At 73.8% G+C, this 12,463-nt stretch carries 11 protein-coding genes; 4 read left to right on the plus strand and 7 right to left on the minus strand.

Translation table 11 applies throughout. From position 1 onward, the window contains the following. Positions 1-28 precede the first annotated feature (28 nt). Entirely contained in the window at positions 29-526 is a 498-nt protein-coding gene (locus OG618_RS12500) for a F0F1 ATP synthase subunit B family protein (RefSeq protein ID WP_329487442.1), read from the plus strand. 273 nt (positions 527-799) lie between these two features. On the opposite strand, the gene OG618_RS12505 is transcribed toward OG618_RS12500, so the two are convergent. Then, on the minus strand, positions 800-2,308 hold the full coding sequence (locus OG618_RS12505) for a choice-of-anchor A family protein (protein WP_329487443.1): 1,509 nt from the start codon (positions 2,306-2,308) through the stop codon (positions 800-802). 214 nt (positions 2,309-2,522) lie between these two features. Between OG618_RS12505 and OG618_RS12510 the strand changes: the two genes are divergently transcribed. Next, positions 2,523-3,233 carry a 4'-phosphopantetheinyl transferase family protein gene (locus tag OG618_RS12510; RefSeq protein WP_329487444.1) on the plus strand — a complete coding sequence of 237 codons (711 nt, stop codon included), beginning with the start codon at positions 2,523-2,525 and terminating at the stop codon, positions 3,231-3,233. 163 nt (positions 3,234-3,396) lie between these two features. Continuing rightward, the gene (locus OG618_RS12515) at positions 3,397-3,879 is read left to right on the plus strand and encodes a DUF2269 family protein (RefSeq protein WP_329487445.1); all 483 of its coding nucleotides are present in this window, start codon (positions 3,397-3,399) and stop codon (positions 3,877-3,879) included. A gap of 99 nt (positions 3,880-3,978) precedes the next feature. Here the strand turns inward: OG618_RS12515 and OG618_RS12520 are convergent, their stop codons facing one another. Next, positions 3,979-4,971 carry an Lrp/AsnC family transcriptional regulator gene (locus OG618_RS12520; RefSeq protein WP_329487446.1) on the minus strand — a complete coding sequence of 331 codons (993 nt, stop codon included), beginning with the start codon at positions 4,969-4,971 and terminating at the stop codon, positions 3,979-3,981. 120 nt (positions 4,972-5,091) lie between these two features. On the opposite strand from OG618_RS12520, the gene OG618_RS12525 reads away from it, so the two are divergent. Then, positions 5,092-5,901 (plus strand): inositol monophosphatase family protein, encoded by an 810-nt coding sequence (locus tag OG618_RS12525; RefSeq protein WP_329487447.1) that lies wholly within the window; start codon positions 5,092-5,094, stop codon positions 5,899-5,901. 116 nt (positions 5,902-6,017) lie between these two features. Here the strand turns inward: OG618_RS12525 and OG618_RS12530 are convergent, their stop codons facing one another. The 5 genes from OG618_RS12530 to OG618_RS12550 all read right to left on the minus strand — a co-directional run bounded on the left by OG618_RS12530 (position 6,018) and on the right by OG618_RS12550 (position 12,281). Then, entirely contained in the window at positions 6,018-7,106 is a 1,089-nt protein-coding gene (locus OG618_RS12530; protein ID WP_329487448.1) for an amidohydrolase family protein, read from the minus strand. Next, positions 7,103-8,857 carry an acyl-CoA dehydrogenase family protein gene (locus OG618_RS12535; RefSeq protein WP_442906788.1) on the minus strand — a complete coding sequence of 585 codons (1,755 nt, stop codon included), beginning with the start codon at positions 8,855-8,857 and terminating at the stop codon, positions 7,103-7,105. Before OG618_RS12535 ends, OG618_RS12530 begins: the two co-directional genes overlap by 4 nt. Beyond that, positions 8,841-9,470, minus strand: coding sequence for a TetR/AcrR family transcriptional regulator (locus tag OG618_RS12540; protein ID WP_329487450.1), 630 nt, complete (start codon positions 9,468-9,470; stop codon positions 8,841-8,843). Before OG618_RS12540 ends, OG618_RS12535 begins: the two co-directional genes overlap by 17 nt. Before the next feature lie 271 nt (positions 9,471-9,741). Continuing rightward, positions 9,742-11,208, minus strand: coding sequence for a S28 family serine protease (locus tag OG618_RS12545; protein WP_329487451.1), 1,467 nt, complete (start codon positions 11,206-11,208; stop codon positions 9,742-9,744). Positions 11,209-11,348: 140 nt separating this feature from the next. Further along, positions 11,349-12,281, minus strand: coding sequence for a S1 family peptidase (locus tag OG618_RS12550; protein ID WP_329487452.1), 933 nt, complete (start codon positions 12,279-12,281; stop codon positions 11,349-11,351). Positions 12,282-12,463: the final 182 nt, after the last annotated feature.

A 12,463-nucleotide genomic window follows, 5' to 3' on the forward strand; every position in this document is an offset into this window, starting at 1 on the left:
ACTGGACATCAGGTCCTAGGGGGAGCAGATGAACTTCGAGCTCGGTCCGCTGAAGCCCGGACCCGGCCAACTGATCGTCGGCCTGATCTGCTTCCTCCTGATGGTCCGGGTGCTGGGCCGCCGGGTGCTCCCGCGGATCGAGCGGCTCCAGGCCGATCGCCGGGACGCCACCGAGGGCGGCGTGGAGCGGGCCGAGGCGCTCCACGCCGAGGCGGACCGCGTCTACGAGGCCTACCGGAACGAACTGGCGGACGCGCGGCACGAGGCGGCGCGGATCCGGCAGGAGGCCGCCGAACAGGGCGCGGCCGCCATCGCGGCGGCCCGCGAGGACGGGGTCCGGGAGCGCGACCGGCTGGTCGCCGAGGCCCACGCCCGGATCACCGTCGACCAGGCACTCGCGGCCGTCGCCCTCCGGCAGGACGTCGGCGAACTGGCGGTCGACCTGGCCGGCCGGATCGTCGGCGAGTCGCTGGCGGCCGTCGCCGCCGAGCGCGACACGGTGGAGCGCTTCTTCGCCGAGCACTGAGCCGGTGCGGCGCACGCCCGTTCGCACCGGCCGAACGGCCCCGCACCCGCCAGGGCGGGCCTGCCCGGGCCGGTCGATCCGGTGGCCAGCTCAGATCACCGCAGGTCACCGCAGGGCAGCCCCCGGACCGGGGCCCCGGCCGACGGCGCCGGAGCTCCGTCGGGTCGCCCGGTCGGCCGACCGGGCGACCCGACGGAGCTCCGGCGCCTCGGCGGTCAGGCGCCTCGGTCCGGTGGGGCCTGCGGGTCTGGTGGGGCCTGCAGGCCCTGCGGGCTAGCTGTGGCGTCCGCGTCGGCGGGCGACCAGGACGGCGAGGCCGCCGAGGCCGAGCACGGCGACACCGGCCAGGCCGAGCACGACCGGGCCGTCACCCGCGCCGGTCGACGGCAGCTGCCCGCCCCCGCCGGTCGACGAGCCGGGAGCCGGCAGATGGCTGGTCGGCCGGTGGCTACTGGGCCGGTGGCTGGTCGGGTGCTCGCTCGGACCGGTCGGAGCGGGGCTGGACGACGTGGGGGCCGGGGTGCTGGACGTGGAGGTCGGCGACGCCGGGGAGGGTGAGGCCGAGGTCGGGGAGGGTGAGGCCGAGGTCGGAGACGGCGAGGTGGAGGTCGGCGTGGGGCTGGGGGAGGTCGGCGACGGGCTCGGCGAGGTCGGCGACGGGCTGGGCGTCACGGCGCAGTCCGGCAGGTCCCCGTCGAACGGGTAACCGTGGATCTCGTAGCCGCCGTTGCCGGTCTGGATCAGATTGCCCGCCAGGTAGACCCGGCCGTTCATGCCGGGCTGGGCGAGGGTCGTGGTGCCCCCCGCGTTGCCCGCCATGACCGAGCCCTGGAACTGGGCGCCGCCGAGGATCCGCGCGTCGGTGGCCGTGGGGAAGTTCCACATCAGCCTGGAACGCATCTCGGTGGTCTGGTCCCCCGGGAGGCCGGTACCGGTGTAGGTGTTGATGACCGGGTCGGCCGCCAGCATGTTGACGACCACGGTGGCGCCGGCCGGGACGCCGGTGAAGACCAGGCCGATCTGCCGGGTGGCCGAGCCCAGGTTCCCGGTGACGTTGAAGACCTGCTTCATGCTGGTCCCGTCCCCCGCGAAGGTGGCCTCGCTGCCGGTCACCGTGACCGTGCCGGTGGCGGTCGCCCTGGCGACGCAGGCGGAGACCTCCTCGATCTGGTTCAGCACCGAACGGTAGGGCGCGGCGGCGTCCGGATCCGCGATCGACCGGCCGGTGGGGTCGATGTCGACGGTGCCGGTGACCGTGCCCGCGTGACGGAGGTTGCCGAAGGCCGCGCCCTTGGAGTCGCTGCCGCCGATGAGGATCCGGTTGCCGGCCTTGACGTCCACGGCGCCGCCGACGGTCACGAAGTCGCTGCCGTTGGGCGGCACCACCCGCGAACCGACCCCGACCACCCCCATGTTGAAGGCGCCGCCGCCCTGACTCTTGTCGACGGTGAGGTCCCCCAGGGTGACGATCTTGCCCTCGACCTCGGCCGCCCGGCCGTTCACGGTGTAGTCGCCGCCGGTGAAGACGTTGATCGTGGCGTCCCGCCCGGCGAAGTCCCCGTTGTGCGGCGGCGTCGGCCAGACCGCCGGGCAGTCGGGCCCGGAGCACGCCCCCAGCGGCGGGGCCAGTGGTGCGGCCGAGCCCACCGTCAGCACCGCGGCCATCGGGAGCGCGGCGACGGCGGTCGCCACCGCCAGTCGGACCGCCCCGCGTCCGCGGACGGCCGACGGCCTCCGGTCGGCGGCCGTCCTGCGCTCCGGTGAACCCATGCCCTGATCCATCGACACATTCCTCCGCACAGAGAGAGCGGCGGGTCGCACAACCCGCCACGTTTCAGTTGATCCCATCTGATACACGACAGATCCGGTACATCTAACACCAAATCGGACGAACCACACCCTACAGACCGTCAGGATCGATCCCAAGCAGTCCGGGCGGGCGCCGATCACGCCCGCGGGCGGCCACGACCACGGGCGGCCCCGCTAGGTTGGGACCATGACTTCCGAGGACCAGGACCCGCAGGCTCCGCTCGCCGCCGTCTCGGCCAGCGCGGACGTCCTGCGGCACCCCGAAGCCGGCGACCACCTGCTCACCGCCCTCGAACACGAACGCGCCGCGCGCTTCCGGCACGAGTCGGGGCGGGTCGACTTCACCGCCGCGCACATCCTGGTCCGGCTCTGCGCCGCCCGGCTGCTCGGCGTACCGGCGACCGGGCTGACGCTGGCCCAGAACTGCCCCGACTGCGGCAAGGGCGACCACGGCCGGCCCTACCTGCCGGACCACCCGGACGTCCAGGTGAGCCTCTCGCACACCCGCGGCGTCGTCGCGGCCGCCGCCGGGTACCAGCCGGTCGGCGTCGACGTCGAGCTGACGGCACGGAGCGGCTCGCTCCTCGACGTCGCCGCACGGGTGCTCAGCCCGGCCGAACTGCGGCAGGTCGAGGCGCACCCGGAGCCCGGGCGGGCGTTCCTGCGCCTGTGGGTGCGCAAGGAGTCGCTGATCAAGCTCGGCCGGGCCAGCCTGGACACCCTGGCCGGCGTCGACCTCTCCGCACTGCCGCTCGACGTGCCGGCGGGCGAGCCGCTGCACAGCCGCTACCAGGACCTCCACCTGCTCGACTGGGCGGACGTCCGACAGGGAGCGGCCGTCTCGGTCGCCAGCACCGCCGCCCCCCGGGTCGTGGTGCTGACGCCGCCGGCCGGCTGACCCACGGGCCCGCCCGCCCCTGGAACCGTGGTCCCACCCGCGCGGCCGGGGCCCGGATAAGCGGTGTTAGCGTGCCTGCTCGGGGCTCGGAAACCGGACGCCCCGGCTGCCCGCGCCGCGTCCCCGGCGCGCAGCCCCCGTTGGATCAAAGGGTGTTCCCGCCATGGCCAAGTTCCTGCTGAGCCTGCACGTCCTCGCCTCGGTGCTGTTCATCGGCCCGGTGGCGGTGGCCGTCAGCATGTTCCCGCGCCGGGCCGCTGCCGCACTGGCCGGCGGACCGGAGCGGGCCGCCGAGGCCGGCACCCTGCGACTGCTGCACCGGATCACCCAGGTCTACGCGCTGCTGGGGATAGCCGTCCCGATCCTGGGCATCGGCGTCGCCCAGGTGATGGACGTGCTCGGGCAGTCCTGGCTGATCGTCTCCATGGTGCTCACCGCGCTTTCGGCGCTCGCGCTGCTGCTGTTCGTACTGCCCGCGCAGCAGGCCGCGGTGGACGCGCTCGACCTCGACGCCGGGGCACCGGAGCACGGCAAGGCCGTCCAGGGCCTGCGGCTGCTGCCGATGACGGCCGGGGTGTTCAACCTGCTCTGGGCCGTGGTCGTCGTCCTGATGGTCATCCGGCCCGGTTCGACCACCGGCGCCTGACCTGCGGCCGCCCCGCCGGGGGGATACCGGCGCGGGGGATACCGGTGCGGGGGATACCGGTGCGGGGGCGCTGCCGCGCGCCCGGTGCCGCGAGCCGGTTCAGGGCCGTGGTCGCGGACGCCGCACCGGGACGCCCGCCCGCTTCACCGCGCGGGCGACGATCGCCGTCTCGGCCCGGTCGACGCCGAGTGGGCCGAGCGTTCCGGTGAGGAAGCGGTAGAGACCGCCGTGGTCCACGCAGAACAGGGTGGCCACCAGGTTCGCCGGACCGCTGGTCGCGAACACCCCGTGCACCTGGGGGTGGCGGGCCAGCGCCGTACCGACCTCGGCGAGCCGGCCCGGCGGGACGTCCAGCCAGAGGTTGGCGTCCACGGCCATGCCCAGCAGCCGTGGATCGACGGTGGCGTGGGTGCGCAGCAGCCCGGCGCCGGCGAGCCGGTGCAGCCGGCGGCGGACGGTCGACTCGGGAGCGCCGACGGCCGCCGCCAGGGCGGCGTGGGACTGCCGGGCGTCCACGCCGAGGCGGGCGAGCAGCGCGTGGTCCAACGCGTCGAGCGGGGGCTTCTCCGGGGCGGTCGCGACGGGCGGCGGGGTCAGGGCGGCCACCTCGGCCTCGTCCAGATAGCCGGCCCGCCACTGCCCCGCGTCGGAGAAGGCGTGCAGCACCGCGTGCGCGGTGGTCTCGGTGACCGCCGCGGTGGCGGGCAACCGCCCGTACAGCAGTTGGTCCCGCCCACCGGCGTCGCCCAGCATCACCGCACCGATCTCCTGACCGCCGAGCATGACGTCGACGAAGGGAACGTCCGGGCGGTCGGCCAGGGCCTGGGCGATGGTGTCGGCCTTGCCGCGCAGCACCCGGACGCGCAGCAGCAGCGCACCGACGGCGGCGTCCTCGACGTCGGGCATCCGGACCACCCGCAGCAGCCCGGTCTGCTGCAGCCGGGCCAGCCGGCGGGTGACCGTCCGCGTGGAGACGCCGAGCACCTCGGCGATCCGGCCGGTCTCGGCCCGGCCGTCGACCTGCAGCGCGCAGACCAGGCGGCGGTCCAGCGCGTCCAGCATGCTGTCCGGATCAGCAGTCGAGAGGTCCATGAAGTCCGATCTCCGCCGGAACCACCCGGCCGTCCGTCCTGTTCGGCAGCACCGACGGTACCCCTGGTAGCCGACGGCCGGGGGTTCCCCTCCCGGCGCGCGACGGATCGGAGGACGGCCATGGACGAGGTACGGGCGCTCAGGGAGCTGCTGCCCGGGGTCGAGGCGGCGGTGCGCGAGGTCGGCGCGGAGCTGGCGGCGGCGCGGCCGGCCGGGCCCACCCCCGGGCGGACGCTCGGGGAACTGACCGCGCGCTTCGCCGAGTTGGACGACCCGGCCGCCGCCCGCCTGCGGGCCCGGCTGGGCGCGCTGCGTCCGCAGGCCGGCTGGGTGAGCGACGAACCGGCGGGCACGCTACCGGCCGAGGGTGAGTGGTGGCTCTGCGACGCGACCGACGGCGCCGTGCAGTACCTGCTCGGCCAGCAGCAGTGGGCGGTCACCGCCACGCTGGTCCGGGACGGCGTCGCGGTGCTGGCCGTGGTGCACACCCCCGAGCTCGGCGGGCGGACGTACCGCGCGGTCCGCGGCGGCGGCGCCGAACTGGACGGGCGGCCCGTCGCACCGCTGGAGCGCGACCCGGCGGTGGCCGTCGCCGGGACGGCGCAGCCGCCGCCGGTGGCCGCGGACCCGGTGGCGCTGCGCCGCGCGGGCGAGTCGCTCACGGCGGTGCTGGGCTCGGTCCTGGCGGTCCGCTGCCTCGGCCCGACCTCCTTGCAGGTCGCCCAGGTCGGCTCCGGACACCTGACGCTGTTCTGGGAGTACGGAGCGGACGCGGGCAACCTGCTGCCGGGCGCCCTGATCGCGGCCGAGGCGGGCGCGACGGTGACGGACGCCGCCGGGGCGGCCTGGACGCCCGGCGCGGACAGCTTCCTCGCCGCCGCGCCCGGGCTGCACCCGGCCCTGGTGGAGGTGCTGCGGACCGTGCGGTGACCGGGGCGTGGTGGGTGCCCGGCCGGGCCGGCCGGGCACCGGGCGGGGTGGGCCAGGGCCGGCCTGCCGCCAGTCAGCCCGCCACCGGTCGGTCCGCCGGGGTCAGCCCTTCGGGGTCAGCCCTTCGGGGTGAGCACGAAGAGTGCGGCCGCGTTGTCGTGGCAGACCGCCCGCAGCCACTCCTCCCCCAGTCCCAGCCCGGCCAGCGCCTCCAGCTGGTGGACGTACCGGTACGGGATGTTGGGGAAGTCGCTGCCGAGCAGGACGCGGTCCTGGAGCGCTCGCAGGCGGGGCAGTTCGCTGCGCGGGAACGGGTCGTCGGCCTCGACGAAGTCGGTGAACGCCATGGTGGTGTCCAGCCGGACGGACGGGTGGCGCTCGGCGAGGTCGAGGAAGTCCCGGTACTCGGACATGCCGAGGTGGGCGACCACCAGGACCAGCCCCGGGTGCCGGTCCAGGACCTCGCCGATCGGGCCGGGGCCGGTGAACTTGCCCGCCACCGGCCCGGATCCGCAGTGGGTGACCACCGGCGTACCGGTCTCGGCCAGCAGCCCCCAGACCGCGTCCAGCCGGCGGTCCGTCGGGTCGTAGCCGCCGACCTGGAGGTGCGCCTTGAACACCCGGGCGCCGTCCTCGACCGCCCGCGCCACGTAGCCGGGCGCCTCGGGTTCGGCGAAGAAGGTCGCGGTGTGCAGGCAGTCCGGGGTGCGGGCGGCGAAGTCGGCGGCCCAGGCGTTCAGCCAGACCGCCATCCCGGGCTTGTGCGGGTACAGCATGGAGGTGAACGCCCGGACGCCGAACTCCCGCAGCCGCTCGACCCGTTCGGCCTCGGCGACGCGGTAGGTGATCGGCCAGGGCCGGTTGACGAGCGGACCTGCCAGGTCGAAGTACGCCCACACCTTGTCGAGGACGTTCTTCGGCATGAAGTGGGTGTGCACGTCGATCAGGCCGGGGAGGCCGAGCGCCTGCCAGAAGCCGCGGACCGCAGCGGCCTCGTCCGCTTTGGTTGCCTTGTCTACCTCGTTCGCCTCGTTTACCTCGTTCGCCTCGTTCGCCTCGTTCGCCTCGTTCGCCTCGTTCGCCTCGATTGCCTCGATTGCCTGGATGGCCTCGGTCGCCGTGTCCGCCTCGGCCACCTCGGCGGTCTCGGCGGTCTCGGCGGTCTCGGCGGTCTCGGCGGTCTCAGCCGCGTCGTCCGCGCTCATGCGGGCACCGGGCGGGCGCGGTCGATGATCGCCCCGGCGTCGAGGCCGGCGGGCAGGGTGCCGAAGGCCGCGCCGTGGTCGCCGCCGAGGCGGGAGGCGCAGAAGGCGTCGGCCACCGCCGGGTCGCCGTGGCGGACCAGCAGCGCTCCCTGGAAGGCCAGCGCCATCGCCTCGACCAGTCGGCGCGTCCGGTACTCCAGATCGCTCGGATCGGTGAGCTGCTTGCGGAGTTCGGCGACGGCGGCGTCCAGCCGGCGGTCCGCGCCGGCGGCGGCGTCCAGCTCGCCGAGGAAGGCCTCGACGGTCTCCGGGTGCTTGGCCATGGCACGCAGCGCGTCCAGGGCGGCGACGTTGCCGGAGCCCTCCCAGATCGAGACCAGCGGCGCCTCGCGGTAGAGCCGGGGCATCCCGGACTCCTCGACGTAGCCGTTGCCGCCCAGGCACTCCAGTGCCTCGGCGGCGTGCGCCGGGCCGCGCTTGCAGACCCAGTACTTGGCGACGGCCAGCCCCAGCCGGCGCACCAGCGCCTCGGTCCCGTCCCCCGCCAGCGCCCGGTCGGTGGTCTCGGCGAGGCGCATCGCCACGACGGTGGCCGCCTCGGACTCCACCACCAGGTCGGCGAGCACGTTGCGCATCAGCGGCTGGTCGACCAGCGCCTTGCCGAACGCCCGCCGGTGCAGGGCGTGCTGGACCGCCCGAGTGGCTCCCAGGCGCATGCCGGAGGCGGCGCCTACGGTGCAGTCGAGACGGGTCATGTTGACCATCTCGATGATGGTCCGGACCCCCCGGCCCTCCTCCCCCACCAGCCAGCCGACCGCGCCGTCGTACTCGAGCTCGGCGGAGGCGTTGGACTTGTTGCCCAGCTTGTCCTTGAGCCGCTGGAGGTGGAGGCGGTTGCGGGTGCCGTCCGGCAGGACACGGGGCAGCATGAAGCAGCTCAGCCCGCCCGGAGCCTGGGCGAGCGTCAGGAAGAGGTCCGACATCGGCGCCGAGGTGAACCACTTGTGGCCGGTCAGCCGGTAGGTGCCGTCCGCCTGCGGAGCGGCGGTGGTGGTGTTGGTGCGGACGTCCGAGCCGCCCTGCTTCTCGGTCATCGACATGCCGGCGATCAGTCCCCGTTTGCCGTGCGGCTCGCGCAGCCCGAAGTCGTACTCGGTCGCGGCCAGCAGCGGCTCCAACTCGGCAGCCAGCGCCGGGTTCGCGCGCAGGGCGGGGACGGCGGCGTAGGTCATCGAGATCGGGCAGGTGTGACCGGCCTCGACCTGGCCCCAGACGAAGAACTTGGCGGCGCGGGCGGAGTGCGCGCCCGGCCGGCCGTCCTGCCAGGGCGTGGCGTGCAGACCGTGGCCGACGGCGGTGCGCATCAGCTCGTGCCAGTACGGGTGGAACTCGACCTCGTCGATCCGGTGACCGAACCGGTCGTGGGTGCGCAGCACGGGCGGGTGCTCATTGGCCAACCGCCCCCAGTCGGCGGCCTGTTCGGAGCCGGCCAGCCGGCCGAGCTCATGCAGCTCGGCCTCGGCCCAGCCCGCGCCGGCCCGGTGCAGGCCTGCGAGCAGGGTCGGGTCGGCGGCGGTGTCGTGCCCGTACGGCAGCGGCACCTGGTTGGTGACCTCGTGCGTCCGGGAGGGCGCGTACACCGGAGCGAGGGCCACCGGAGTGGGTGCGGTCACGTCGGGTGCGGTCGTGGCGGGCGTGGTCGTGTCAGGCGTGGTCGTGTCAGGCGTGGTCGTCTCAGGCGTCGCTGTCATCGCGTCCTCCCAGGGCACGCAGGGTGAAGGAGACCAGGGCGGGGACCACCTCGGGCGGGGTGTCCCCGGAAACGGGTGCGTGGGCAGCGGCGAGCGGACCGGCCAGCGCCTCGCCCACGGCGCCGACCAGGGCGGCCGCGGTCAGCTCCGGGTCCTGCCGGGGCAGTTGGCCGGCCGCCACGGCGGCGGCGATCTCGGTGGCGATCACATCGCGGAACGCACGCCGGAACACCAGCCGTTCGGCGTCCACGACGGCGTCGGCCGGCTCGACCAGCAGTACGTGGGCGAGCCTGGGCGCCCGCAGGGCGCGGGCGGCGAAGGTCTCGACCACGGCGGCTATCCGCCGCTTCGGGGTCTCGTGGCGGGCGACGGCCGAGGTCACCGCGGCGATCTCGCGGTTGACCACCCGGCGGAACAGCTCGACCGAAAGCTCGGCCTTGTTGGCGAAGTGCTGGTAGAGGCTGCCGGTGGCGATCCCGGCGCGGTCCGCGACGGCGGCCATCGAGCAGCCGCCGTAGCCGCGCTCGGCGAGCAACCCGACCGCAGCCTGCAGGACCGCCTCGCGCTGGGCGTCCAGTCGGGCTTGTACGGCGGGGGTGCGTCGATAGGCCATGAAAGTATTGAAGCACCGATTCATTGCTTCGGGGAGGGGGCACGCGGCGTTCTCCGCGTCCGGCGGGGGGCCTGCGTCCGGCGGAGGCTCCGGGCCGGGCAGACGTTCCGCAGCGGCGGGGACGCCGAAGGGCCACCCGTCGCGATGGCGACGGGTGGCCCCGGTGGGTCGGTCGGCTCACGCGTGACACTCGGTGATGCGTGACGGCCGGCGACGCATGACAACCGTGCCGTGGCGCGTTACAGCCGTGGCGCGTTACAGCCGAGGCGCGTTACAGCCGGTGGTGCTCCAGCTTGAGGCCTTCCTCGTCCAGCGGCCCGAACGGCGGGATCTGGTGGGACTGCGCGAGGGACTTGGCGGCGGCCGGGTCGGCCAGGCCGGCCCACTCCAGCACCTTGGCGGTGGCCTGGACCGACTCGTCGGCCTTCAGCTTGCCGATGTTGGACCCGTGGTTGCCGCCGGCCACGGTGTAGACGTAGCTGTCCTCACTGCCCCGGCCCAGCCGGAACGGCTCGGCGCCCCACGGGTCGTTCTGGCCGTAGACGAAGATCATCCGCTCGGCGGAGTGCTTCACCCAGCGGTCGATGTCGCGCATCGCGGACGCGTCGAAGCGCATCGGGATGTTCTTCGGCACGTACGTGCGCGGCGAGTACAGCTCCTTGTAGTCGTAGTGCTGCAGGCCCTTCAGGTGCGAGACGTCGAAGGACGGCGAACCCAGCTGGGTGCCCGCCTGGTAGTAGTATGCGGTGTACTGGGCGAGCGACTGGTCGCTGTTGCCGGTGATGCCGGACTGGGTGTCGAACCACGCGTACAGCTCGTCGTCGGTGGCGGTGGCCGCCACCGGGACGGCGGCGCAGTCCGCCTCGGTGCTGTACTGCCAGAACGCCCAGACGACGTCGAGCACGCCCGCCTCGTAGGCCCGGTCGGCGCTGCCCGTGGTGGCGAAGGTGGAGCCGGCCGCCGCGTTGTCGGCCACGTAGCGGGCCTCCAGGCGGTCGCGGCGGACGAGCAGCTCGCGCTGCGCGGCGGCGAGCGTGGCCCGGCACTCCGGGGTGCCCACGGTCCGGAAGAACTCGGTGTAGGCGGAGTCCTCGCGGTTGTCGACGTCGTTCGGCGCGACGTACGCGATGGTGCCGTCCACGTCGTCCGGGAAGAAGCGGCGGTGGTAGGTCGAGGACATACCGCCCTTGCTGGCCCCGGTCGACAGCCACGCGCGGTGGTAGACGCGCTTCAGCGCGGTGATGATCCGGTGCGAGTCGGTGGCGGCCTGCTCGATGCCGGCCTTGGTCCAGTCGGCCGGCTCCGGGCGGGACGGCGAGAAGTAGCGGTACTCGATCGAGACCTGGTTGCCGTCGGTCAGCCGGGTCGGCTCGGTGCGCGAGGGGTTGGTGCCGAGCGTGTAGCCGTTGGTGTAGAAGACGGTCGGGCGGTCGTACCCCCGGTGCAGCACGCTCAGCCGCTGCTGGAAGGTGCCCAGCCAGGGGCGGAGGTGGTCGATCGGCTGGGTGTAGGTGAGCAGGAAGTAGCGGTGACCGGTGGTGGTCGGCTTCTCCTCGGTGACCGTCATCCCCGGGATCGCGGCCAGGCGGTCCTTGATGTCGGCCGCGGGGTTGTCCGCGGCCGACACCGGGCCGGCCGACGCGTCGGCGCCGGCCGCCAGGGCGGGCGTCGCCAGACCGAGGCCGAGCAGCGGCATCAGCAGAACGGAGACCAGCAGCCTTCTGAGCTTGGTGGACATCAACTCTCCATCGGGTCAACGGAACTGTTCGACACTCTCCGGCAATCGGCGCCCGACTGCCGGACGATCGGCCGTCCGGTAGACGGCCGAGTGGGCCACCCGCGGGATCGCGGATGGCCCACCGGGGAAAGATGTGCTGATCAGGGGCGCGGCAGGGTGCAGCCGGCCCGGGTGAGGTCGAGGCGGTTCCCGGCGGCGAAGCAGGCCGGGATGCCGTAGGTCTCCTGGGCATAGTTGATGCCCTGGCGGACGGTCACCACACCGTTCTGGTCGACCTCGCACGGGTTGTTGTCCGTGCAGCGCTCGCCATCCTCGTTACCCGTGTTGTTCACGGCGACGACCTGGCCGGTGCTGGTGTCGATCACCGGGGAGCCGGAGGTACCGCCGATCGTGTTGCAGCTGGAGGTGTAACGGACCGAGTCCTTCCAGGTCCAGGAGCCCTCCTTGAGCCGGTAGACGAAGCCGTCGACCGAGCACGAGTAGGTCTTCTTCCAGTACCCGGAGACGACCTTGATAGAGGTGCCCTGCACCGGGTGGCTCGCGGAGATGGTCAGCGGGGCGATGCCGTAGCTCGACTGGATCGCGGCATAGGTGGTGTTCAGCTGGTAGATCGACACGTCGGTGTCGGTCATCGTGCCGTAGACCACCTTGTTCGCACGCAGCGTGGCGACCTTGGAGCCGGTGCCGTTGAGCAGCGAGAACGTGCGGCTGGAGGACTGGTTGACGACCACCTGGCCGGGGCCGGGGAACCCGGTCTCCAGGCAGTGGCCGTTGGAGAGGATGAGCGCCGGGTCCGTCGCGGCGGAGGCCGGGAGCCGGACGAGCGAACCGGAACAGTTGCTGAGCGCCACCGTCCCGGCGAAGTTCACGGCAGCCCGGGCCTGCTGGTCCTGGGACGAGGCCTGGAGCTGGGGGTCGGCCAGGGTCTGGGCCGCGACCTGTGCCTCGGTCGCGGCCGCGGGGGCGGTCCGCGCGTCCGCGGGCGACGAGGCGACGGCGGCGGGGGCGCCGGCCAGGGCGGTCGCCCCGGCGAACAGGAGCGCGGCGAACGTGCCTATGAGCGGCTTCTTCATGAGAGACCTCTCGTTGTGGGGGTGCACCAAAACTGGCGCGGACATGACGAGTTGTCAAGGGTCCACCACGAGGGGAGGTCAGACGGAGGAAGGCCTCGGGGGCTGGGGAGCGGGGCGGGGACCGGGGCGCGGAGCGGCGGGAGTGGGGCGGCGGGAGTGGGGCGCGGCGGTGGGGCGCGGCA

The organism is Kitasatospora sp. NBC_01246 (genome assembly GCF_036226505.1).
Classification (GTDB): Bacteria; Actinomycetota; Actinomycetes; order Streptomycetales; family Streptomycetaceae; genus Kitasatospora.